Origin of the sequence: Hutsoniella sourekii ATCC 700629 (genome assembly GCF_000518205.1) — a bacterium.
GTDB classification, from domain to species: domain Bacteria; phylum Bacillota; class Bacilli; order Lactobacillales; family Aerococcaceae; genus Hutsoniella; species Hutsoniella sourekii.
Genome location: NZ_JADD01000009.1, coordinates 1 through 24,537, shown reverse-complemented (window position 1 = coordinate 24,537; position 24,537 = coordinate 1). Strand labels below are relative to the sequence as shown.

Here is a 24,537-nt window from a genome sequence, read left to right as displayed (position 1 = left end):
AATTATTTATAGGAGGAGTATGACTCATGTTTAAAGCCATCTCTAGGATACCAGCGGGAACCTTTTTGGTGCCGATGGTTGTCAGTATGTTGCTGATTTCATTTTTCCCTAATATGTATGAGGTCTTTGGAGGTACGACGCAAATCGCCTTCCAAAACGGAACCAGTGCCGTTATCGGCTTTTTAGTTTTTGCTGCTGGGACTTCTTTGGATATTCGCCAGGTTGGCCCTTTGTTGAAGCGTCACTTGCCGATGATTTTATTTAAATTAGTTTTATCTACTGTTATTATTGTCGCTTTTTATTATCTGTTCGGTGTTGAAGGTGTGGCCGGGATTAATTTACTGGCCTTTGCTTGTGTTATATATTCCTTGAACCCAGCGGTTGCCTTAGCGATCCACAATGATTACGGTGACCAACAGTTTGGTGCTGTTTATGGTATTTTTGGGATCTTGGGTTTATCCTTTACCCCTCTAATCTTGTTGAGTGTGCTAACTTCTGATGGAGGCCTAGGGGGAATTGATTGGGATCCAGTTATTTCGATCTTCATTCCGCTACTAGTCGGGATTGCCTTGGGTAATATTGATACAGACTTCAAAGAATTCTTCACCCCTCTAGTTGGTAAATTGTTACCCTTCCTGGGTTGGAACTTAGGAGCCGGAATGAACCTAATGGATGCGGTGAAGTCAGGTTTACCAGGTATTATGATGGGCCTTATCTTTATGGTCTTGATGTTACCACTTATTCCTTTTGATAAGTTTGTAACCAAGAATAATGCTGGGGTCGATGGGGCTGCTATTTGGAATGTGGCAGGAGTCTCTGTAGCCAACCCGGCAATTGTCGGGGCAGCCTTGCCAGGATTATTCCAAGAGCAAGTCACTAGTGGAACAGCGATTGTGATGATGGTTTGTATTATCACTTCTGTCATTTCACCGATTGTCGCTCAAAGACTCTTCCAATCGGCTTACGGAAAAAATAACTTGCACGAATAAAGGGGTTAATTATGGAATTTTTGGCGATGGATTTTGAAACGGCTAACCGGCAAGCGCATAGTGCTTGTTCATTGGGAATGGTTCATATAAAGGACGGTCGGATAGTGGATGAACGCTATTCACTGATCCGGCCAGAAACCAGTTTCCACCCGGGAAATATACGAGTTCACCATATTCGCCCGATTGATGTCATTCATGCGCCAAAATTTAACCAATTATGAGGCCAGTGGGCAGACTGGTTTGAAGGAGAGCCTCTTCTTGTGGCTCATAATATGCCCTTTGATCTCAAAGTCATGAGAGCTAGTTTGGCTTATTACGGACTTTATTTACCGCCGGTTAAGACTCTAGATACAGTTGTTACATCTAGGCATTTCTTAACTGGAAGGGTAGCAAACTTCAAGTTGAATACATTAGCTTCTTACTACCAAATTCCACTCAACCACCACCAAGCGCTCGATGACGCTAGAGCATGTGGACTAATTCTCAGTCATCAACTGCAAGAGTTTGGAGATGATCGGGTCAGTGATTTTATTCGTCACCAATAAAGAAGGAGAAAGTATGAAACAAATTTCAATTAATGACTTTTATCAAATGCAGAGAGCAGGTCAAGAGCTTAAGGTCATAGATGTACGTCCAGCTTCTGCCTATAGCCAAGGGCACGTTCCAGCTGCTATTAATATACCCTTGGAGGAATTAGAGGATTCCTTGGCTGACCTGGATCACAACGAGACTTACTATCTCATCTGTCGATCTGGTAATCGATCCAAACAGGCTTGTCAATTATTAGACCATCAGGGTTATCAAGCCATTAATATTACAGAGGGCACGCTGGATTACCCAGGAGAACTCGAAAAATAAAGATCACCTTTATATCACTCGTTACAGCTACAAAAATTTATCTACTCTTAAAGGAGGAAATGATATGGAATGGATTCGTTTAATAGGAATCGTCATTATCGTTCTAGGCTTTGTATTTAAACTGAATACTATCGGAACGGTTATTATCGCAGGGCTAGTTACAGCCCTGGTTTCTGGGATCAATTTGGTTGAATTCTTATCAATCATTGGTGAATCATTTGTCAACAACCGGATTGTCTCCTTGTTTTTCTTAACGCTACCCGTTATCGGATTAGCAGAATCTTACGGTTTGAAGCAACAAGCTGTTAAGCTGATTCAGTCAATCAAGGGAATGAGTATGGGCTTATTCTACAGCTTCTACTTACTGATTCGACTGCTCGCCGGCTTCTTCTCAGTTCGTTTAGGCGGACACCCGCAATTTGTTAGACCGATTGTTCATCCGATGGGAGAAGCAGCGGTCAAGACACAAATTGCCAAGGAGGATGCGGAAGACTTCCACTTGGATTCGACCTCGGATGATGAAGTTAAAGCATTAGCCGCTGCTAATGAGAATATCGGAAACTTCTTTGGTCAAGATACCTTTGTTGGGGCAGGGGGTGTCCTTTTAATGGTCGGCATACTTAACGACCAAGGCTTCAATACAGGGGCAGCTCAAATTGCCTTTGCATCGATTCCGATTGCGATTATTGCTCTAGTTGTAGGAAGTGCTTATAACCTTATTAAGGAACGAATGATTATTAATAGACATAAGGGAGGGACTAAATAATGCAAAATTTAGATAGCTTTTTGGCACAATACACAAATTTGATACTAGAAATTATCTTTATCGTTATTGGTGCTCAACTTATCTATACTGCCTACCAATCCATCACTGATTCGACAAACCCTAAGCGCATTGGGACCAGTCTGTTCTGGGGAATTCTTGGCTTTATTTTTATCGCTGGACCCTATATTCCATCAGCTCTAACTGGACTCTTGATCTTCGTCTTGGGAGGATTAACCTTATTTAAACAAGTTGAAATTGGTCAGATCAAACAGGTGAGTGAAGAAGAGCAGACAGCTAGGGGAAATCGCTATGGAAACTGGGTCTTTCTTCCAGTTATACTCATTGGGGCGACATCGATTATTGTCTCCGCGCTCCTACCTTCACTTAGTTCGGCGGTACTTGGTTTTGGTGGCTTGGTGGCTACTATTGCGATGGTTATCTTAGTTAAGCCTAGCGGGCAAGAGTTCCTGGCAGAGTCCGACCGGATGGTTCAACAAGTTTCAACGACTGGTATCTTGCCTCAATTATTAGCAGCTGTTGGAGCCGTCTTTACTGCTGCTGGTGTTGGAGAAGTCATTGCGCAGATCATTTCTGGCGTCATACCAGCTGATAGTCGCCTATGGGGCGTAATCGCTTATGTCCTAGGCATGGTCATCTTTACCATGATTATGGGTAATGCCTTTGCGGCTTTTGCAGTGATTACCGTAGGTATTGGTATTCCATTTGTCTTTAACCAGGGAGCAGATCCTGCCATTGCTTCTGCTCTGGCGATGACTGCCGGATTCTGTGGCACCTTAATGACGCCTATGGCGGGTAACTTTAATGCGCTACCAGCAGCCTTATTGGAAATGAAGAGTCCTTATTCTGTGATTATTCAACAAATTCCAGTTGCTTTAGTCATGATTTTAGCTCATATTGTGTTAATGTATATGTGGGCCTTTTAAGAAGGAAATATAGTTAAAGGAGAGATTCGATGAAGATCTTAATTACTGGTTTTGATCCATTTGGTGGCGAAGCCATTAATCCAGCTATTGAAGCGGTGAAGAGGTTACCTGATACAATTGCAGGTGCCGAAATCATCAAGGTGGAAATACCAACCGTCTTCCACAAGTCGGCAGAAGTTATGCGTGATAAAGTAAGACAACACCAACCGGATGTCATTATTAATATCGGACAAGCAGGGGGCCGGACAGGAATTACTCCTGAACGAGTGGCTATCAACCAAGATGACGCTCGGATTGAAGATAATGAAGGCAACCAACCGATTGATGTTGTGATCCAAGAAGATGGTGAGAATGCTTATTTTTCAAGCTTACCTATTAAGGCCATGGTGGAAGCTATTCACCAAGCTGGCCTTCCAGCAAGTGTATCGAATACGGCTGGAACCTTTGTCTGCAACCATATTATGTATCAGACCTTATACTTAATCGATAAGGAGTTTCCTCATGTATTAGGTGGTTTTGTCCATATTCCATATATGATGCAGCAAGTTGTTGATAAGCCTGACCAAGCAGCCATGAACTTGGATGATATTGCCCGTGGTCTTGAAGCAGCTGTAGAGGCAGTGGTCAAGTACAAAGACCAAGATATCGAAGCTGTAGGTGGGACTACTCACTAATGTTATAGATACTCTCCCATTACTTGGGAGAGTTTTTCTTGTCTTGATTGCAATCCCAAGATTAAATAGCTACAATTAGTTAATGGTAATTAAGATAAGGAGGCAGTGATGACAACTTTAAATGATATTGCTCGCTTAGCGGGTGTTTCCAAGAGCACTGTTTCTCGCTATTTAAACAAGGGACAAGTGAGCCAGGCGACCAGTGAGAAGATCAAGGAGATTATTGAACAGACTGGCTACCAACCCAATAGCTTTGCTAGGAGTCTGAAGGCTTCTAAAACTCGGCTGATTGGCGTCGTTGTTCCACGCTTTAACTCTTCGTCGATCTCAGATGTTCTGGATGGAATTGATCAAGTCGCTGTCCAGCATGATCGTCGTTTACTGATTGTTAATTCCAATCTCGATCCTCAAGTCGAACTCGATCAGATTCAAGCGCTTGACCGTGAGAACGTTGACGGGATGATTGTATTAACACGTAATTTGCAAGCGCCCTTACTTGAAATAGACCAATCATTAAGCGCACAGATGTTGATTCTCGGGCAGGCTTACCCTGACTTGAATTACATTAGCTATGATGATTATCATGCGGGCTCTTTAATCGGGCGTCATGCCTTAGATTTAGGACACCGAGAATTCGTCTATATTAATAGCGATCGCCACGACGTGGCGGTAGGCCAAGTTCGCCTGCAAGGTTTCTTGGATACTATTCAAGAAGCAGGGGCAAATTGCCAAGTCGTCGAGTCCACCTTCTTGCAAGAAGATAATTATCAACTAGCTCTTAAAATTTTACCCCAACTTCAAGCTAGTTTTCTGCTTGCGGCTACTGACCGGATGGCTATTGCGATTATCAAGGCGGCTAGTCATCTTGGGTTATCAGTACCGGGCGACTTATCGGTAGCTGGTTTTGGGGGATATAGCGATGGCCTCTACTTGAATCCATCTCTAACGACCGTCCATTATCCCTACCGCCAAGCAGGACGACAAGCCATGGAAGCCTTGCTTCAACTAACCGATAAGGAGCAAGACAACTACCAAACCAGCTTGCCCGTTGAGTTGGTGAAACGGGAGTCTACTCAAAAATTTGATCCATCATCCTACGAAATTTAGTTTCGTGGGATTTTTTATATTGCAAAATAATAAATTTATGGTAAACTGGAACCGGTTCTAGTAATCGGTTTCATAAATTTTTAGAAAGAAGGGATTCCATGGATACTAGTAAAATAATTGATCAGTTACTGGAAGTGATTGGTGGGGCAGATAACATCAAGAACTTCGAACATTGTGCGACTCGTTTGCGGATTGTCCTTAAGGATAATGAGGTGGTTGATAAGCAGGAGGCCGAACAAATTGATAATTTACAAGGCTATTTTTACTCCACCGGGCAGCACCAATTTGTCTTTGGAACGGGTAAGGTTAATGATGTCTACCAAGCCTTAGCCAATCGTTTGCAACAAGCCAATATCGAAATTTCTTCAGATTCAGTTAAAGAAGATGCTTATGCCAATATGAATCCGGTACAAAAGGTGGTTCGTATTCTAGCTGATATCTTGGTGCCATTGATTCCAGTATTGGTTACCACTGGGCTCTTAATGGGGCTAAGAGGGCTCTTGCTTGAATTAGGCATGGTTATGAGTGATGACTTTGCGGCCTTGTTTGCAGTCCTAACTGATACAGCTTTTGCCTTTTTACCTGTCTTTATCACTTATTCAGCTACCAAGAAATTCGGAGGTAATCCGATCATTGGTATTGCGGTTGGATTAATGTTGGTCGCTCCACAACTTCCTAACGCTTATTCAGTTGCAGGAGGCGATGCGACACCATTAAACGTATTTGGCATCAACATTCAAGGTTATCAGGGATCCATCTTCCCAGCAATCATTGCGGGTTGGTTAATTTCCTGGTTGGACCAGAAATTACGTCAATTTGTTCCTAAGGCTTTAGACTTAATTGTGACGCCATTCTTAACGATTACCTTAACTTTAGTGATTATGCTCTTTGCTTTGGGACCAGTGATCTCCTTTATTGAAGATGGTGTGATTGGCTTTATTGTTATGATTCTTCAAGCGCCATTTGGCATTGGTTATATCTTGTTTGGTGGTTTGCAGCAGTTACTAGTGGTAACGGGACTCCACCATTCCTTATCGATCATCGAGATTAGCTTGATTGAAGATACCGGAAGAAACATCTTGAATCCTTTGATGACGGCTTCGATGGCGGGTCAATTTGGGGCAGCGATCGCAACAGCTAGCTTGATGAAGGATAAGGTTCGTCGTTCTAATATGATTTCTTCTGCTTCATCAACGCTTTTTGGAATCACTGAGCCTCTCTTGTTCGGGGTTAACTTGAGATCCTTAAGAATTCTCCTATCCGGTGTTGCTGGTGGTGCGGTGGCTGGCTTCCTAGCATACCTATTGAACTTATCAGCAACTGGAATGGGAATTACCTTTATTCCTGGCTTATTACTTTATACTGATTCTCTCTGGTCAATGGCTCGTTACTTGATTGTCGTTGCTTCTGCCTTTGTTGTTGCCTTCTTATTAGTTAGAAGTCAAGGAACTGCCATTCGTCAAGAACTAGAGCCAGTGGTTGAACAAGTTCAAGTGGACGAAGAACCAGCTGAAATCCAAAATTCGCTGTTAGCTGATACTCCTATTTATCCTCCACTTATTGGTGATATTATCCAACAAGCAGATATTCCTGACCCTGTCTTCTCATCGGGGGCGATGGGACCAAGTCTTGCCATTAAGCCAAGTCAAGGTCGAGTAGTGGCTCCGTTTGATGGTGAAGTGGTCATGATTGCTGATACCAAGCACGCTATTGGTCTTAAGGCAAATACCGGAGCCGAGGTACTTATTCATATAGGTATTGATACGGTCGAATTAGCCGGTCAGCCATTTGAAGTTCATGTTCAAGCGGGGGATTCTGTGACACGCGGTCAATTACTCGTTGATGTTGACTTAGTAGCTATTGAAGAATCCGGACGCTCAACAATTACCCCAGTGATTGTCACTAATGCTGGTGACTTCAGCTCGGTTGACTTCGACGGTGATTCAGAGACTTTAATGACGGCAAAAGTTTAAGGAGGTAGCGACTTGAAGTTAGATCTTAAGGAATTAGTCCAAAAAGATTCTAAGTGGCGGCAAGCCTATCACTTAATGCCAGAAAAGGGTTGGCTGAATGATCCTAATGGAACGTGTCAATTCCAAGGTACTTACCATGTCTACCATCAATACGAACCGACTTCAGCTAAGGGTGGAGCCACCCACTGGGGCCATAAGACTTCTACCGACCTCATTCATTTCAAAGAAGAACCTATCTTTATGTCGCCGGATCAAACTTTTGACCGTGATGGGGTATACTCCGGTTCTGCGATTGAAGTTGACGGCCAATTGAACTTTTTCTATACTGGAAACGTCAAGAAAGAGGGCTTTTATGACTACGTCTATTCTGGCCGCCAACAAAATGTCGTCCGGGTTATCTCAGCCGATGGCTTTCAAATCAAAGAACGCCGAGTAGTTATTGACCACGATGACTTTCCTTCGGGTTATTCAGACCATATCAGAGATCCTAAAGTCTGGTGGCAAGGAGATCGCTATTATATGATCTTAGGAGGACGTACGCGAGATAATAGAGGAGCAATCTTATTATTTGAGTCTCAAGATCTTGATAATTGGGCCTTTGTCGGGGACCTACTCAGAGGCAATGAAGATCAAGGCTTTATGTGGGAATGTCCAGACTTATTTACACAAGCTGGGCAAACGGTCTTGATCTTCTCGCCTCAGGGGGTCATTGGTTCACCTACCCATTACCAAAATCAATATTCAGCCGGTTATTTATTAGGTGAGTTAAATTGGACTGACAAGATCTTCCAACCGACAAGTGAATTCGAGGAACTGGATTATGGCTTTGACTTCTATGCGCCTCAATCCTTTACAGACGAAAGCGGTAGACAAATTATGTGGGCTTGGATGGGGGTACCGGACCATGAACCCGATTATGTTAATCCGACGGTCTCATACGGTTGGCAGCATTGCCTGACGATCCCTAGACAATTAGTGGTCAAGGAAAATCACCTCTATCAAGTTCCCTTAGAAGAATATCAAGCGCTTAGACAAGAGCTTGTCGAAGAAAAGGGCAAAGAGATCCAACTCCAAGGAGAAGTCTATGAATTAGCCATTAAAGGTCAAGATATAGAGCAAATAGAGCTATTCCTTCGTCAAGACAGCCAGATCCATTATGATAAGGAAGAAGGTCTATTCAGCCTGCGTCATGGTTCATCAGGTTTTGGCCGACGCAAACGTCTGTTAGAATTATCACAATTAGACTCCTTGCAAATATTTAGTGATTATTCATCGCTTGAAATCTTTGTCAATGGGGGTGAGTACGCCTTAACAAGTCGTATTTATCCAGATCAGCACGCAGATACTATTCAGATCAAGTCTGACCAAGAACTTGAAGTAAAGCTTTGGTCCTTGGCCAAATAGAAGGGAAGATTCAGATGATTTTTGGAGCCATTGAAGCTGGAGGCACTAAATTCAATTGTGCCGTCAGCGATGAAAATTTTAATATCATTGACCAGGTACAATTTCCCACGGTCCAACCTGAGGAAACTATGGAGAGTGTCTATGATTTCTTTGACCGATATTCCTTGGATGCTATGGGAATTGGATCCTTTGGACCGATTGATGTTCTGGAAGATTCCGCTACTTATGGCTATGTTACAACGACTCCTAAACCCGGATGGGCAAACTTTGACTTTTTGGGATCGATTAAGAAGCGGTACGACATTCCAGTCTATTGGACTACCGATGTTAATGCCTCTGGCTTTGGTGAATACCATCAAGGAGCCGCAGTCGATAAGGATTCCTGCCTGTATTTAACCATAGGAACGGGTGTTGGCGGTGGCTTCATTAATCGTGGAGAAATTCAGATTGGGATGGGCCACTTAGAGATGGGCCACGTCGTCGTTCGAAAACATCCAGAAGATGATTATCAAGGGCATTGCCCATACCACGGTGATTGTTTGGAGGGCTTGGTCTGTGGGCCGGCCATTGCTGACCGTTTTCCAGCAGGTGTCAAGGGCCAGGATCTTGACGCAGATGATCCTATCTGGAATCAGGCTGCCTACTATATTGCTCAAGCCTTGAGAAATTATAGCTTAACCTTGATGCCAGAGCAGATAATTATTGGTGGCGGTGTCATGCACCAAGAGAAGATGATGGATCTAGTTAAGAAGCACTTCCAAGAGGAATGGGCAGACTATCTTCCCTTACCGGACTTGGATGAATTTATTGTTAGACCTGGACTGGGAGATGAAGCAGGTATCGTAGGTTGCCTCCTCCTAGCTCAGGAGGCGCTTAAAAATTAAATCGGATCAATCAATAAACCAGCGCTAGTCGGTCGCCTTAGGGCAACCGGCCGGCGCTGGTTTTTCAGTATGGTCATGAATTGACAAGGTTACATACTCGTTATTAGATAATAAAAGGCAGAAAGAATAGCCAAGACAGAAAAATTGATCACTAGAAAAGACTTTAAATAAGCTCCTAAAGAAGCAGGATGGTAGGCCTTGATGATTTGGTAGCCAATCAGATTAGCCAGTGAACCTACCAGAGATCCCAAACCCCCGATATTAACCCCGTACCAGAGAGCTTCAATATGTTGAGTATAGGGTTCAAGTAAAATAGTGGTTGGTACATTCGAGAAGATCTGGCTAAGCCCTAAACTGGTTAGAAAAGTCTGACTGGAATGATTAAGACCCTTGGTAAGAAATTCGTTTAGGACACTTAAGTGACTGACATTACCCACTATAATAAAGAAGCAAGCAAAGGTTATCAAGAGCCGGTAGTCTATCTTCTGATAACTAGCCGGCAAATAGAAGAGACAGATGAGACTAACAATGATTACTGCTTTTAAAATCGGCATAAAGCCTAAGATCGCTGAGGCCATCACGATGAAGCTAAAACTAGCTACGAGCAGTTTTTGTTGATGGAGGGGGTTGAGTTCAAGATCATGAACGATCGGCTTGTCCTCTACTAACAACCAAGTTATTAGGATCAAGATAAAAAATGAGAATAGTGTCATCGGCAATGACATCTTTAAAAAATCTTGACTGGTCATATTATTTTGAATATAGATAATTAAGTTTTGAGGATTTGAAAAAGGAAAAATAATGCCCCCTAGATTAGCGGCGACCGTAATTAGGACACTGCCAGCAACTTTTCCACGAAAGTTACCAATCTCGGCCACCATCATCAAGTATAGAGGCAGAAGTGTTAAAACAGCGACATCGTTAGACAAGATCATTGAGAAGAAAAAGGCTAGATTAACCATCCACAGAGCCATCTGCCGGGTATGGTGACTCCAGTGGATAATACGAATAGAAACATGCTGGAGTAAGCCTGAAGCACTAAATAAGGCCAAGACTAACATCATTCCGAATAAGCTCAAGATGACTTGCCAATTAATAAAGGCCAGCTGAAATTCACCCAAAAAGACACTGGCAAGTGCCAACAGTAAGGCAATCAAGAAGACCTTATCCTGGTAAATAAATTGAAATAAACGTTTGATCAATGATTGATCCTTCTTTCTACATGATAATATGATACAATTATAGCTAAATTTAATAAATTTTTGCTAATTTTCGCTTGTGAAGACAGGCTAGAATCTGGAGCTAATGATGTTACAAATCGTTGAACTATCAGCTAAACACAAGGAAGCCTTACTTGCCTTCAAAAATCAATTCAATGAAGGGACAGGGATACCCGGTGCTTTTGGCCTTGAATCGGCTGAAAGCTTTGAAGACTGGCTTGAAATACTCCATCAGGCTAAATCTGAGCCTACTGTTGCACCGGGTTGGGTGCCGGCTTCGACTTACTTATTGATTGATTCAAGCCAGCCAGACACGATCATCGGTGTAATTAATATTCGTCACCGACTCAATGATTACTTAGAACATGTAGGCGGTCATATTGGATATAGTGTAGCCCCCATGTATCAAGGGCAAGGCTATGGTCGTCAATTGTTGGCCTTGGGTCTCAAACAAGCTTATAATCTTGGCCTTGATCAGGTCTTAATCACCTGTCAAAGTGATAATAGAGCTAGCGCCAAAGTCATTGAAGGTAACGGTGGCCAGCTAGAAAATAAGGTTGAACATCAAGGACTCACTTACCATAGATATTGGGTTAATACTGATTCTACCCAGTAATTAGAATCGGGAATAAGAGCCGATTTCAGTGTAGCTGAAATTTTGGCTCTTTTTTATTAGACAAATAGCAAGCAATGATCTACGGGCATATAATTAGACAATAATGAGTTTTATTGTAAAAATTTAAAGTAAATAATATTTTAATGAGAAGGAGCGATCGAATGACTAAAGAGATAAAAAAGGCCTCGAATCTTGAAGCCTACCAGTACATTGTCGAAAATGGAAAAGATATGGACCGTGAAGAATTCAAGAGTTACTTTCCATTGTTTGAACCAGGCCCAGGACCAGCACTGGCTAAGCTTTACGGTAAAAATGATGATTTGACGACTAATTCAGCCAAAGAGGGCGAAGAAGCTATCGGCCAGCGGATCGTTATTTCAGGTCGTGTTCTTGACGAAGAGGGCGAACCCGTCCCTAATGCCTTTATTGAAATCTGGCAAGCCAACGCCGCCGGTCGTTACATTCACAAGTTAGAGTACTGGGATGCGCCCCTTGATCCGAACTTTGTAGGGAGCGGTTGGACTCATACGGATGACCATGGAAGATATTCCTTCACGACCATTAAGCCCGGGAATTATTGTTTTAGACCAGAGAATAACCACTGGCGACCGGCTCATATCCACTTATCGGTTATGGGACCCAAGTTTATTGACCGATTAGTCACACAATTGTACTTTGAAGGAGACCCGCTGCTTCCATATGATAGCACTGTTTACCAAAAGTTATCCGAAGAAGAACAGAAACGAGTAATCGCCACTTATAACCACGATAAGACCTTGCCGGATTGGGCTTTAGGCTTCGACTTCGATATCGTCCTTCGTGGTTCCCAGTCCTTACCCGTGATGCCTAATAAACATGAACTAACGGACGAAGATCTGGCTGAAATTGAACGCATGCAGGAGGAAAAATATGGCAAAAATAAATAAAACCGATGCAGCTATTGGAAAAACGCCACAGCAAACCGTTGGTCCTTATGTTACCTTAGGTTTGTTGAATAAATTTTCTAACCGTGATGAATTAAATAACGATTTAACTGAAAAAGGAGGATCCGGGGAGAAAATTATTATCGAAGGTAATATTATGGCCAGTGATAATTATCCTATGTTTAATGTGATGGTTGAGATTTGGCAAGCCAATTCTAAAGGCGTCTTTAATCATAGTATTGACCATGACAATCCAGACTATGATCCCAGCTTTGTTGGCTTTGGACGAGCGATTACCAATCGCATGGGGCATTTTGAATTTAAGACCTTTAAACCGGGACCTACCAAGCATTCTAATCATTTCGAAGACAGTGAGGCGCCACATATTATGATGATTATCCACTCGCGTGGTGTAGCGCATCCTTTAGCCACTCGTATTTATTTTGAAGATGAAAATACAGTGGATGATTATAGTAAAACGCTTACAGACCAAGAACACCAAGGCATTATTGCTAAGAAAGTAGGTTCTGCAGGTATGAACCGTTATCATATAGATATTGTTCTTGATGGCACAGGTAAAGAGCTTCTTAATGAACCCTTGATTACTGACCAACAAGCTAAAGACTTAAAAGAAGAGATTCATCGTCCAGTAACTCATCTATTCGTCATCGATTAATAACTAAAAATAATACCGCCTCAAAAGTGGATATGGAGGCGGTATTACTATTTATTAAATAACACTAGAGAGCAGACTTAGATCTAACTAGGGAAGAGGCTAAATAAGTTAGTTTTTATTTGAGTTTACATAATATATATTATCAGGAAAATAAAAAAGCAAAAAATAATAAAGGCCTGAAGCCTTTGACTACTTTTTGCTTGGGTTTGCCTGATCATATATATCATTAAACATAATTATTCTCCTATAGGAGAATAATTTTTATCATTTATCATATTTTAGTCGCTCAATTCTTACTAAGAATGTCTCGGCGTCTCTGAATGGCTCGCTAGAAATTAGGTCGTGGCGCATTCATAGCTGATATAGGTAGGTGTTAATTTACATACCATTATCTTTCACAGCGTTGCAGCTTATTTCTATAAGCAATAGTCCGTCCTTTCCGACCGACTACTTGTTACTAAATAAATTAAGATAATTTAAATAGAGGGGAGCTATCCCCTTTTCAGCAGTTTCCCAGACTGCTCTAGATTGTCAATGAGCGAAGAGGTTGCCCTCTAACATAATTATAACATTTATAATTTGCATGTCCATACCTTTTTGAACATTCGTTCTCTTTTTACTCATTTATGTTTTAATAATTCTTGGGTTTCTCTATAGGCTTCAAGGAAATTTAGGTAATTAACAATGTCTTGATAGTAAAAGATATAATGTTGTGTTTGTTTATGCGTTGTATATTTATATAAGGGTTCCGATATTCTGCCTGATTTTACGAGGCGTTTAAGATGGGAAGTATTAATGTCTAGGATTTCTGAAGCTAGTGTTTGGTTAACGGTGTATTCGTGTAGGAGTGAATGTATTAAGTCTTTTCTTTCCTCTGTTGATAGTAACGCGATGTCTGACTTTAGTTTGACAAGGCTGCTTTTCTTTAACATTTTCTCTTTTCTCCTTAATCTTAAATATTTTAGTCGAAAGTCTGCTATTAAATCTCATTAAATTTACTTTTTCTTTGACGGATTTAACGTAATCGGGTGTAAATGGCATAAATTCAGCTACTCTTTTAATATTAGCAATTCCTATGTAATCTCTAACAGCAAGGATATTTTTCGATCTATCTAGGAAATCAATAACAAACTGATTACGTGCTAGTCTGGGTGTAATGTAGATATTGTATTTAGTGTTCAGCTTTTTAAACAAATACCATATCTGATCATTAGTAAGCGCTTTCCCATTTTTATCGAAAATAGGATTTGTGTTTTCCTTTCCTTTGATTAATCGTTCCATTTTCTTCTTTAACTTTCCTTTGAAAGATATTTTAATTTTTGAGTATGGATAACGGATTGTCAAACTGCTTTCTTGCTTATTAAAATCTGATACTTTGATTGAACTAATCGTACTTCCTTTTAATCCGTGGTAACTGATAAGGTACACAATGATCGAAGTCTGGTCATCCTCTATATCTTGAGCTATTTCTCTTAGAAGTTTTACATGTCTTTCATCGGGTTTTTTCGGCAAATGATAACCATAGTTGTAATGGATATAGTTCAACCCGTCTGAAAGCCGCCTATCGTGATATAAAGCTAAGTATTTAATAAATCTTTTTAGAGCGCTTTTCATGGCGTTTATCGATCGATTGGATATATTTCTGTTATGCCACTTAACAAATAGATGATGAAGTCTTTTTTTGATTGGTATAATATGATCTGTTTCTTTAAACTCTTCTGCAACTCTAGTATAAAGTCTAATGGTGTGTTTTGAATAGTTATTTTGAAGCAAATAGTTATAATAATCTGTAAGCATATTATCACCTTCAGCTCAATAATATCACAGAAATATCACACACAAACCCTCGTTTTTTACGTTATGAGAGCGATTAGGTATGGTTATCCTTTTAAGAATTGGTACTCTAATAGATATACTAGGTGAATGTCATGACTGTTAACGTAGAGTTAAAGATTAAAGTGACCTCCTAATCTGAAAAGAGATGTATTCTCTTTTCTTACGCCCCATATTTTGTTACACAACCTTAATATTTGTTATTTTAATGTAAATTTTCCATGCCTTTTAGCGTCTTTATATCTGAATAATAAAAGAGGCTGTATGATAAGTTCTCGATAATAGAAACATCTCTCCAGAATACGAACAATCCCCATGCTGTGGTGGACCGCCTGACGCTCTTAAAAGAGCTTACGGCTCGCCTGGCTACTCAAGGCGTAAAACCGCTAAAGCGGTAACGCCTTGAGGTGTGCCAGGTCGTCCTAGGACCACTGCATGGGGATTGTTCGATTCTTCCGATATATTTCTATCTCTAATATAACTTATCGGAACATTCATCACGTATTTTTATTAAATGTTAACAATAGAATAAGATGTCTTGACTTATCATACAGCCCCTTTTTTTGTGCTTGTTCAAGTAGTTAAAATTGCTTCAGTCACAACCCTTGTGGTATCATTGAGTAAAGGAGGAGAGTTTATCATGAAACGAGTTTATAAGTGGTTAGCAAGTATGAGTATTCTAGGTTTAGCCCTATCCCCTGTCAGTCATCTAGTGCAAGCGGAAGAGTTAGATTCAGAAGCCATTCTAGAAGAATTAGAAGCTGCCAATCAAGACGTGGAGGCTATGACCGGACACGGTGCTGTCACAGTGACTATCGCTGATTCCACGGCGGACTTGCTAGATGTTCAGACTGATCTTGAGTTTCAGTTCCAGCCAGAGCCCTTTGCTCTTCAACTAAGTGGTCAAATTGACGGTCTGGCTCAAGACTTCGTCAGCGAAGATTCTGAGTCAAGTAGTGAAGCGGAACCCATCCACTTCGCTGGATCAGCGACAATTGTTGATAATGTAGCTTACCTCTTCGATGGCACAACTTGGACGGTCCAAGATGTCTCAGGGGAGATTAATGAATTTCAGTCACGTTACGAAGAAGCCAAAGATGAGGCGGAAGCAAATGTAGCTGCTAATCGACAATTAAATGCAGAATTAAGCGAAATCACTGAAACAGATGACGCTTATGTTGTGTCCATGAAAACTGACCTGGACCCAGATAGCTTGTATGAGCGACTAAATGAGACGGTAAACTTTGACCAGATAATCGAAGACTCTCTCGCTCAAGCACGCGAACTCCAGGACGAGCCACTCAGCGCTGAAGAAGAAGCGGCAATTAAAGAGGCCCAGGAAAAAGGAATCAAGGTAGCCTTTGCTGGAATTCAGCAAAGTGAAGCAGTTTATGACAAAGAAAGCAAGAAGCTCAAAGAAATGACGATGAAGTTTGCCTTAAGTCCAGATCAACTTACTGATATTATGGGAGCTGACGCAGAAGAATTTGCTAATTTATCTGTTTCAGTGGACTTCCACCTAGTGATTGATCAGTACGGGGAAGATGTGGTTATTCAAGTGCCTGAAGGTGCTCCAACTTTCGATGCGTCAGAAAGTGACGAACTTACTGAATCTGCCGCTTAATCGATCCAGATATGTTCATTTTGAGGCTGTATGATAAGTCAGGTCAAAGAACCGTCAGAAATGCTGTTGAATCAGCATTCCTGACGGTTTTGTGGTATAATATTAGTGTATAAAATGAAAAAACAGAGGGCAGCCACCCTCTGTCTAAGATAATCCAGAAAGGACTACCCAAAATGCATACTTATTATAACATGAATCAAGTCACTTTGGAACTCTCTACGCAATATTTGCCTGAGTCTGACCATGTTGTGTGGCATATTCACGAATTTGTTGAGAGTCTTGAAATACAATACACTTATATTTTCGGAAGACCGAGAGAGTATGATTTTGCCATGCTTCTAAAATTACTCCTCTATGCTTACTCTCGTGGCATCTTCACGAGTCGACCGATGGCTCGCTTCGCTCAAGAAAACTTGCCAGCGAGATGGTTGACACAAGAACAATGTCCCCAACATGATACGATTTGTCGATTCAGACGGTCAGAAGAACTGGGTGAAATAATGACCGATGCCTTCGAACGCTTCGTCTCCTTCTTGAAAGAACAGGGATTCATTGACGATAAAGTCTTCATTGATGGAACCAAGTTATTGGCGGACGCCAATAAATATACCTTTGTTTGGAAGAAAAATACGATTCGCTATGAAGAAATGAATCGCAAACAATTGATTCAATTGATCAATGAACTGAATGATTATTACGAAAGAGCCACCCCCCCGAGGACACGCCCTTGACCTTAGAGGATCTTGGTGAAATTTTAACTGAGCTGGAGATTCGCTTACAAGATTTAGAAGCGCAGATTGAAGCAGAGCCTCAACGTTCCCCTAACCTCGATAAACAAGAGCGCCGCTTTGTTAAAAGCCGGATGAACCGACTGAAAGAGCGACGTTCCAAAGTCGTAGACTACAAGGATCAGTACGAAATACTGGGTGAGCGTAACTCCTATTCAAAGACAGATCAGGATGCCACCTTTATGCGGATGAAAGAAGATCCCATGCGTAATGGTCAATTAAAACCGGGCTATAACTTACAAGTAGCGACAAGAAATCAATTTTTCTTAGCTTACTCTCTCTTTCCTAATCCGACGGATACTCGCACCTTGATTCCTTTTATGCAAGCCCATCAGTGTCTATTCAAAGCCAGTGACATACTCAGCATGGATGCCGGCTATGGGTCTCAGTCCAACTATGAATTTTTAGAGGATGAATTTCCTGAGCTTGTCGCGCTCGTCCCTTACAACACTTATCTCAAAGAACAATGTAAGAAGTGGCGAACAGATAGGACCAAGGTGATGAATTGAACTTATCATGAAGACTAAGACTACTACGTGGATCTGGATGGGGTTCGCTTTAACTTTAAAGCTTATCGCAAGCAGACCGACCGCTATGGTTATGAGAGGTGTTTTAAAGAATATGAGGCAGAGAAATATGACGCCGATCAAAACATCATAGAAGAGGCACTAACACCTAAAGGTAAAGTAAGAAAGATACGAGTGAACCCAGAGCTAGAGTATTACAAAGCAAAGCAACGAGAATATCTTTCTGATAAAGATTATCAAGAAGTATATGGCATTCGGAAGATCGATGTAGAACCAGCTTTCGGTTTTCTGAAGGCCACTTTGGGCTTCACAAGATGTCACGTTAGGGGCAATGAAAAGGTTAATAATGAGGTAGGATTAGCCTTGATGGCCTGCAATATGAGGAAGCTTACCCTAAGATCATGGGCAAATAAAAAGACCCAAGAATTTTATTCCTTAAGAATAAGATTCTGGGTCTTTTTTGGACTTATCATACAGCCTCTTAGAGATTTTTTTAATATAAGGACAACTTTTTTAGCATATATGTAGCCTTCAAACTAAGGCTTTAGTTAACTAGAAGATTTACATTTAATTATGTCCCTTAAATTTAGTCTAACTTTTTGGGGTCACTTTACAGGGTGTTTTTTAGTGCTAGTATAATCCCACTAACCCATAAATGACCAGGGTTACTGTTAGCCATCTCTTTTGACCTTATGTTATAATTAAGTTAGAGAATTGATTATGAAGCATCAATTCTATCAAAAAGGAGGTTATCAATGCTTGAATGGAATGTCCTACTCTTTTTACTGGGGCTCGTTTTTATCGTCACGGCGGTTTTTAACCGGCCCTCAGGACTCTTTTTGACCTTGTCGGTTATTTCTTTTGGCCTTTATTTTTGGTCCATTAGCTTTAACTTACTTTTGTTTTTACTCTTTATGCTAGGTATTATCTTAATTATTGTTGAACTCTATGTGCCTGATTTCGGGCTGGTGGGTCTCTTAGGTCTAGGGGCTATCTTGTATACTCTGTGGGCAGAATATCAAGACTTTACTACCATTGTTATTCTCCTACTCGCCGCCCTCTTTACGATTGCTTTAACCGGCTTTCTTTATCTTCGCAGTGGTCGAGAGTTGGTATTGAGCCCTGGTTTCGTTTTAGAAGAAGCCATCCAATCCACCCACTACCCAGCCCAGTCAGATCAACTGAATGAATTAACAATCGGTCAAAAAGGGACGACTGTCTCGATTCTAAGACCCGTCGGCAAAGCCGTCTTTAATGACCGTCATCTAGAAGTTATTTCTGATGAAGGCTTCATTGATATTGGCCAAGCAATTATCATCACGCAACTACGTGGCAACCAGATTTTCGTCAGAAAGGTGGATAAATAATGCACAATCCTTATTCAATAATTACTGTTGGTATTATTGCTTTCGTTCTTATCTTATTGCTCCTTATCTTTTTCCGCTTTGTTCCGATAGGCTTATGGGTGACGGCCTACTTCTCTGGGGCAAAAGTATCGATTGGAAACCTAATCGGGATGCGGCTACGTCGAGTCCGGCCGGCTGATATCGTCCAACCCTTGATCAAGGCTACCAAAGCCGGCTTATCCTTGACGACCGACCAATTGGAAGCCCACCACCTGGCCGGTGGGAATATCAACCTGGTGATCGATGCCTTGATTGCTGCCCAAAGAGCTAATATTGATCTGGAATTTGAACAAGCAGCAGCCATTGACCTAGCTGGGCGAGACGTCTTCGAGGCCGTCCAAGTTTCCGTCAATCCGAAAGTCATTGAGACACCTGTGATTGCCGGTGTCGCCATGAACGGGATTGAAGTCCAAGCTAAGGCCAAGGTAACCGTTCGTGCTAATATTGAACGCTTAGTAGGTGGGGCCGGTGAAGAGACTATCATCGCCCGAGTAGGCGAAGGTATTGTAACGACCGTCGGCTCTTCCCAGACCCACTCGGTTGTCTTAGAGAATCCGGATGCCATCTCCCAGACCATCTTACGCAAAGGTCTAGACTCCGGAACCGCCTTCGAGATCTTGTCCATTGATATCGCTGATGTCGATGTGGGCCGCAATATCGGCGCCAAATTACAAGCCGACCAAGCCATCGCCGACAAGAATGTTGCCCAAGCTAAGGCTGAGGAACGCCGGGCCTTCGCAGTCGCCGAAGAACAAGAGATGTTAGCTGAAGTGCAACGGATGCGGGCCAAGGTGGTCGAATCTGAAGCTGAAGTACCATTGGCTATGGCCCAAGCCCTCAAGGAAGGAAGCCTTGGCGTGATGGATTATTACCGCATGCAGAATATCCAATCCGATTCACAAATGCGCCAAGCCATCGCCCAAGATGACGGCGACCCATCTAATGATTCCAAATAAGTTAAGCAGTGGAGGTGAGTCGGATAATGATTATTGATTTGTTGGTGCTCCTTGTCTTTCTTTTTATAGCTGGAAGAGCCAAGCAAAAGCAAGAAGCTAAGCAGACAAGAAAAGCCAAAGAAAACAAGCAAACGGCAAAGCTAGCTAAAGCCGAAGCAAATGAAGAGATCGTCTACTCTCCCCTCTCTTGGTTTAAAGTTAAACGTGCTGAAACTAAGCCTAAATCAAGCGGCGACCAAGAAAGACAGAAAGCAGAGGACCCGGTTCAAATACCCACTCACCCGGAGAAAGACCAGTTACAGCTGGCTAAGAACTGGGAACATGAAGCCAAGGTCACAAAGCAAGGCGCTTTCCTACCTGAACAGCCAACACAAGCTTATCCCGCCGAGACGCCATCGATCGACCAATCGATTAGAGTCAAGCAAGCCTCGCTTAAGAAGCGAGAGCAGCGTCAGACCTTAACTGATGACCGTCCTTTTCGACGGGATGAGTTCTATGATGAGTTGATGAATCAAGAATTTATAGAAGAACCACAGGTCGAAAGAAGGCGGAAAGCTCAAGGGGCCCGTCGCCCAAGCTTACAGCTAGAGCCTAGGAGCCTACGCCAAGCTGTGATTATGAAGGAAATCTTGGACAAGCCCCTCAGTTATAGGGACTAGACTTCTCTACACTTAGTTTATATTCAAGTTAACGACTAATGATCGAGAGGATGTATGATAAGTCTCAAAAAAACCAGAATCTTATTCTGAAAGAATAAAATTCGATTCTTTGTCAAATGGTGTTGGTGAGAAAGTCCTAGCTCAGAGATTTCAATAATCTCTGGGCTTTTTTGTTATGTTTTCCAGGCAAATTGAATGAGCCAATGTGCGTTCATTGATGGATGAACGAAAGAAGAAAGAGAGCGTCTATTTTAGGTACAACAAACTGAGGTCTCCACCAGTGATATTTTTCCGGTAGAAAACCTAGGCTTAAGTAGAGGTGAAGCTATTTAGATAAGGAACTAAGCGACCGAATCCACCTGTAGTTGCCTCTCTTCTTCAAAGGTAAGAGGCCTGGGTTCTTTAAAGCCCCTATCTTTTAAATTCTGACTTAAGAAGATTCTAGCCTTCAAGTGATCAAAGCGGCGATACCCATATCCTGTCCGTTTCATGAGCTTAATCTTGTTGTTTAGACCTTCAATATAGCCATTGGATAAGGTGTAGTGGCAGGCATTTTGAATACCTTCCAAGTAGCGTTCCAGTGTCTGAAAGCTCTTGCGCAAAGGTCTAGAAAAGGTATATTTATGACTTTCTTCTAGCCAATGAAGCAGGCGTGGGAAGTCTCGGCGTTCAAGCGCGACCTTGATTCGATTCACCCAATCATGTGCCTGAGCGAGTTTGGGATCCAGTTGAATCAAGTAGTTGACCATCATCTTCTCGGTCATTAAGCCCTCATAAAGACGGTGTCCTTGATAATGAGTAAAATCTAGTTTGTTGGCATTCTTGAGAAGGAGCCGCCACTGTTGTTTTAATTTGCGGTAGTCCCGGGGTTGCTTCGTTTTCAAGCGATTCATGACTTGAATCCGCAGTTGATTCAGCGTGCGGTTGAGTAATTGAACGATATTGAAGCGGTCGATAATCACCTGAGCGTTAGGAAAAAGCTGCTGCAGAAATTGATAATAAGGACTATACATATCGAGGGTGATGGTCTGGACCTTCAGGCGTTCCTCTAGCGGGTAACGAAGGAAATAGTCTCTTAAAGTCGCTTGTGTCCGGTCTTCTAGCACATCAAATAAGGTGTGTCGGTGGCTATTCACCAGCACACAGGACATGGCGCCTTTGACTTGTTTGACGGACTTGAATTTATCGATAGCTAGATGAATGGGCAGACTGGGTAAATACTTCTTTTCAGCTGCTAGGACGCCCTCTAAGACTCGTATAACGGTCTGAGAAGAGACATGGAGACGTTTGGCAATCAAGGACATGGCTTGGGTTTCCTTTAATTCAAAGAGGATCATTTGCTTGATAGGTTGACTGATGAAGAAATGAGGTTCAACCAGCTTGGTTTGGGCCGTAAAGGTCCGTCCGCAATGTTTATATAGAAAGCGTTGTTTCTTGAGCTTGAGATAAATGGCTTGAAAGTTAAACTGACCAAGCAAGACGGTAGAAGTTTTACTACCATGGCGGATGATATCCGCTGCGGACTGATTGACCACCCCACAGTGTTCACAACAGGTCGGGGTATAGGTTAAAGAGGCAAATAAAAGCACTTTCTTTTGATCCTCTTCGATACGCTTTTCAAAAGTGATATGCGGTTCTTTCATTTGTGTGAGTTTTGCGATACAATGATTGAGAGTCATAGAGATTTCCTTTCTAATGGGTTGTTGGTAACTACATTGTAGGAATTCTATGGCTCTTTTTCCATATAAATTTAAAATGGTGTTGGCGAGTTTTTACTCACCAACACCATATATTATAGAACCAGAATGGCAAGAAGTTTCTCTTTATTTTATGATTCTGTTTATTAGAGTATTTTTGTAAAAAAGCAGATATAATGGATATAAACATGATCAAATCTAGTGATTATTCAGACTTATTATGACTATCTTTTCTTTTACTCCTAATTAACGTGCTTTTGCTGATTCCGGTCATCTGTGTAACTTCCTTATAAGTATGGATTTTCAGAAGAGATAAGGCGTGTTCAATTTGCTGCTTCGAATATTTACGTGGTCGCCCTTCTTTGAAATTAGGATTTAGTTTAGCTAATGATTTGCCCTCTTGCGTTCGTTCAACGATCAAATCTCTTTCAAACTCCGCAAAAGCGCTGAATATAGTAAAAATCAACCTTCCACTTGGTGTATTGTCGATGATCCCCATATTTAAAACATGAACCGTTACACCTTTATCAAATAAAGCTTTGATAGTTTTCAAAGCCCCAGACGTTGATCTAGCAAAACGATCTAGTTTGGTAATAACTAATGTATCACCCTGTCCAATTGTTTGAATTAAATTATTAAATTCAGTTCTTTCGATTTTAGTTCCTGTAAATTTTTCTTGGAATATCTTTTCGCAGCCTGCTAGTTTCAATTGGTTAAGTTGAGATTGTAAGTCTTGCTGATAAGTACTGACTCTAGCGTAGCCATAAATCATGCTTTTCACCTCTTATATATCGTGTACTTATGAACCTAAGTTATGACACCCTAGTAACATTGATAATACGCTAGTTAGTTTTCGGTGTCAATACTTCTAAGTTATGGTACCGTTATTGAAAAGAATGCTTTCTATTTGGACTAGATTCATTGAATTATATTCCACTTCTTGCCACGATGGCAAGAAGTGGAAACACAAGTTTTGACAATAAAAAAGAAGCAAAGTTTAATTTCATAAACCTTGCTTCCATTAAGTGGGTGATCAGTTAATCAATAATTTCTGTGTGGACTTCGATAGAATCTATAATCATTTGATGTAGCGATGGATCCAGATGATCAACAACTTTAGCCTGTCTAGCTTTGAAATCAATGCAGCGTATTTGAACGGTATCAATGCACCCTGTTATTTTTCCATGGGTCGTTTTTATCGGAATATCTGAAGGATATTTAGCCTTCCGACTAGTGATAGGCATAATCCATGTTAGCCCTGTACTACCATTAATATATTCATTGCTAACAATTACTACTGGTCGATAATTTCCAGCTTTTTCTTTTCCTTTTATAGGATTAAGGTTTATCCATGCAATGTCAAACTGCTTTACCATTCTTCACCTACCGACTCGCCGTAATCTATAAATTCTTCATTATAGGTTCCTTTGTTTTGATAAAATTTTCGTAGTCTGTTTTTAAAGTGATCTTCTTTCTTTTCGAAAATTAAAGCATTGTCTTTTAATTCTATAGTTAGTTCATCGCCGATGTTTAAACCTGCTTGTGTCATAAGCTGCTTACTAAGTCTAATAGCTTGACTATTGCCGTTCTTAATCACAGTAGTTTCCATGCTAAACCCTCCATCATATTATATCTCCTACTCATTATACCCTATATTCGATTAAATGTCATACATTTGTCATACGTTTAACTTTTTTTATTTGATGAATTGCAATAATTATTGCGACAAAAAATCATTCTAACTGAACAAGTTCGTGCATGAATACCTCAAAGGGCGTCTTAAAATTTAAACACTTTCTAGGTCGATTGTTTATCAACCATAGCGCATTGAAAAGTTCATCTTCCGTAATTTTAGCTAGATCTGTGCGTTTAGGAAAGAATTCTCTCAGTAATCCGTTGGCGTTCTCGTTAGTCCCTCTCTGCCAAGCACTATAAGCATCCGCAAAGTAAAAAGCGATCTCTTGTTGTTCGATGTCAGAATAACAAGCAAATTCTTTCCCACGGTCAGAGGTG

The 24,537-nt window shown here is 41.3% G+C and carries 24 protein-coding genes and 3 pseudogenes; 20 read left to right on the top strand and 7 right to left on the bottom strand.

Going from position 1 to position 24,537, the window contains the following annotated elements:
- The first annotated feature begins 26 nt into the window (after positions 1-26).
- From T408_RS10540 to T408_RS0101855, 12 genes and pseudogenes are all read left to right on the top strand, one after another.
- Entirely contained in the window at positions 27-989 is a 963-nt protein-coding gene (locus T408_RS10540; protein WP_051444730.1) for a 2-keto-3-deoxygluconate permease, read from the top strand.
- Positions 990-1,000: 11 nt separating this feature from the next.
- Positions 1,001-1,210, top strand: a complete 210-nt coding sequence (locus tag T408_RS12320) for a 3'-5' exonuclease family protein (RefSeq protein WP_328285586.1) — start codon at positions 1,001-1,003, stop codon at positions 1,208-1,210.
- Positions 1,211-1,228: 18 nt separating this feature from the next.
- Positions 1,229-1,534, top strand: a pseudogene (locus T408_RS12315) (exonuclease domain-containing protein); the annotation flags it as partial.
- A gap of 13 nt (positions 1,535-1,547) precedes the next feature.
- A complete protein-coding gene (locus T408_RS0101890) occupies positions 1,548-1,847 on the top strand; it encodes a rhodanese-like domain-containing protein (protein ID WP_028118443.1) in 300 nt (99 codons plus the stop codon).
- A 64-nt stretch (positions 1,848-1,911) separates the two neighbouring features.
- Entirely contained in the window at positions 1,912-2,613 is a 702-nt protein-coding gene (locus tag T408_RS0101885; protein WP_028118442.1) for a DUF969 domain-containing protein, read from the top strand.
- Positions 2,614-2,633: 20 nt separating this feature from the next.
- Entirely contained in the window at positions 2,634-3,557 is a 924-nt protein-coding gene (locus T408_RS0101880; protein WP_028118441.1) for a DUF979 domain-containing protein, read from the top strand.
- A 29-nt stretch (positions 3,558-3,586) separates the two neighbouring features.
- Complete coding sequence (gene pcp / locus T408_RS0101875; RefSeq protein ID WP_028118440.1) at positions 3,587-4,231, top strand: pyroglutamyl-peptidase I; 645 nt, start codon at positions 3,587-3,589, stop codon at positions 4,229-4,231.
- Positions 4,232-4,339: 108 nt separating this feature from the next.
- On the top strand, positions 4,340-5,338 hold the full coding sequence (locus tag T408_RS0101870) for a LacI family DNA-binding transcriptional regulator (protein ID WP_028118439.1): 999 nt from the start codon (positions 4,340-4,342) through the stop codon (positions 5,336-5,338).
- 98 nt (positions 5,339-5,436) lie between these two features.
- Positions 5,437-6,807, top strand: a pseudogene (locus tag T408_RS10530) (PTS transporter subunit EIIC); the annotation flags it as partial.
- A gap of 6 nt (positions 6,808-6,813) precedes the next feature.
- The gene (locus T408_RS12310; protein ID WP_328285587.1) at positions 6,814-7,311 is read left to right on the top strand and encodes a PTS sugar transporter subunit IIA; all 498 of its coding nucleotides are present in this window, start codon (positions 6,814-6,816) and stop codon (positions 7,309-7,311) included.
- 12 nt (positions 7,312-7,323) lie between these two features.
- Positions 7,324-8,715 (top strand): glycoside hydrolase family 32 protein, encoded by a 1,392-nt coding sequence (locus tag T408_RS0101860; RefSeq protein WP_028118438.1) that lies wholly within the window; start codon positions 7,324-7,326, stop codon positions 8,713-8,715.
- Between the two features lie 14 nt (positions 8,716-8,729).
- The gene (locus tag T408_RS0101855; RefSeq protein WP_028118437.1) at positions 8,730-9,599 is read left to right on the top strand and encodes an ROK family protein; all 870 of its coding nucleotides are present in this window, start codon (positions 8,730-8,732) and stop codon (positions 9,597-9,599) included.
- Positions 9,600-9,688: 89 nt separating this feature from the next.
- Here the strand turns inward: T408_RS0101855 and T408_RS0101850 are convergent, their stop codons facing one another.
- Positions 9,689-10,801, bottom strand: coding sequence for an SLC13 family permease (locus T408_RS0101850; protein WP_051444729.1), 1,113 nt, complete (start codon positions 10,799-10,801; stop codon positions 9,689-9,691).
- A 106-nt stretch (positions 10,802-10,907) separates the two neighbouring features.
- Between T408_RS0101850 and T408_RS0101845 the strand changes: the two genes are divergently transcribed.
- The 3 genes from T408_RS0101845 (at position 10,908) to pcaG (ending at position 13,034) form a co-directional block, all read left to right on the top strand.
- The gene (locus T408_RS0101845; protein ID WP_028118435.1) at positions 10,908-11,435 is read left to right on the top strand and encodes a GNAT family N-acetyltransferase; all 528 of its coding nucleotides are present in this window, start codon (positions 10,908-10,910) and stop codon (positions 11,433-11,435) included.
- 161 nt (positions 11,436-11,596) lie between these two features.
- Positions 11,597-12,361, top strand: a complete 765-nt coding sequence (locus T408_RS11640; RefSeq protein ID WP_051444728.1) for a dioxygenase family protein — start codon at positions 11,597-11,599, stop codon at positions 12,359-12,361.
- Positions 12,345-13,034, top strand: coding sequence for a protocatechuate 3,4-dioxygenase subunit alpha (gene pcaG / locus T408_RS10520; RefSeq protein WP_051444727.1), 690 nt, complete (start codon positions 12,345-12,347; stop codon positions 13,032-13,034). Before T408_RS11640 ends, pcaG begins: the two co-directional genes overlap by 17 nt.
- 825 nt (positions 13,035-13,859) lie before the next feature.
- On the opposite strand, the gene T408_RS0101830 is transcribed toward pcaG, so the two are convergent.
- Positions 13,860-14,831: a hypothetical protein gene (locus T408_RS0101830; protein WP_028118434.1), complete on the bottom strand. Its 972-nt coding sequence runs from the start codon at positions 14,829-14,831 to the stop codon at positions 13,860-13,862.
- Positions 14,832-15,507: 676 nt separating this feature from the next.
- Between T408_RS0101830 and T408_RS0101825 the strand changes: the two genes are divergently transcribed.
- The 5 genes and pseudogenes from T408_RS0101825 (at position 15,508) to T408_RS0101805 (ending at position 20,827) form a co-directional block, all read left to right on the top strand.
- Entirely contained in the window at positions 15,508-16,491 is a 984-nt protein-coding gene (locus T408_RS0101825; protein WP_028118433.1) for a hypothetical protein, read from the top strand.
- A gap of 173 nt (positions 16,492-16,664) precedes the next feature.
- Positions 16,665-18,334 (top strand): annotated as a pseudogene (locus tag T408_RS10515) (IS1182 family transposase).
- Positions 18,335-18,561: 227 nt separating this feature from the next.
- On the top strand, positions 18,562-19,173 hold the full coding sequence (locus T408_RS0101815) for an NfeD family protein (protein ID WP_028118432.1): 612 nt from the start codon (positions 18,562-18,564) through the stop codon (positions 19,171-19,173).
- Positions 19,173-20,168, top strand: a complete 996-nt coding sequence (gene floA / locus T408_RS0101810; RefSeq protein ID WP_028118431.1) for a flotillin-like protein FloA — start codon at positions 19,173-19,175, stop codon at positions 20,166-20,168. Before T408_RS0101815 ends, floA begins: the two co-directional genes overlap by 1 nt.
- A 26-nt stretch (positions 20,169-20,194) precedes the next feature.
- A complete protein-coding gene (locus T408_RS0101805) occupies positions 20,195-20,827 on the top strand; it encodes a hypothetical protein (RefSeq protein ID WP_028118430.1) in 633 nt (210 codons plus the stop codon).
- 341 nt (positions 20,828-21,168) lie between these two features.
- Here T408_RS0101805 and T408_RS10510 read toward each other — a convergent pair whose 3' ends face one another.
- The 5 genes from T408_RS10510 to T408_RS10500 form a co-directional block, all read right to left on the bottom strand.
- Positions 21,169-22,506: an ISL3 family transposase gene (locus tag T408_RS10510; protein WP_051444726.1), complete on the bottom strand. Its 1,338-nt coding sequence runs from the start codon at positions 22,504-22,506 to the stop codon at positions 21,169-21,171.
- Between the two features lie 223 nt (positions 22,507-22,729).
- A complete protein-coding gene (locus tag T408_RS0101795) occupies positions 22,730-23,296 on the bottom strand; it encodes a recombinase family protein (protein ID WP_028118429.1) in 567 nt (188 codons plus the stop codon).
- A 265-nt stretch (positions 23,297-23,561) separates the two neighbouring features.
- Complete coding sequence (locus tag T408_RS0101790; protein WP_028118428.1) at positions 23,562-23,900, bottom strand: type II toxin-antitoxin system PemK/MazF family toxin; 339 nt, start codon at positions 23,898-23,900, stop codon at positions 23,562-23,564.
- Positions 23,894-24,133, bottom strand: a complete 240-nt coding sequence (locus tag T408_RS10505; protein ID WP_035419799.1) for an AbrB/MazE/SpoVT family DNA-binding domain-containing protein — start codon at positions 24,131-24,133, stop codon at positions 23,894-23,896. The genes T408_RS0101790 and T408_RS10505 overlap by 7 nt, the downstream gene beginning before the upstream one ends.
- Before the next feature lie 124 nt (positions 24,134-24,257).
- A partial coding sequence (locus T408_RS10500; protein ID WP_028118713.1) for an IS30 family transposase occupies positions 24,258-24,537 on the bottom strand: 280 nt, incomplete at its 5' end.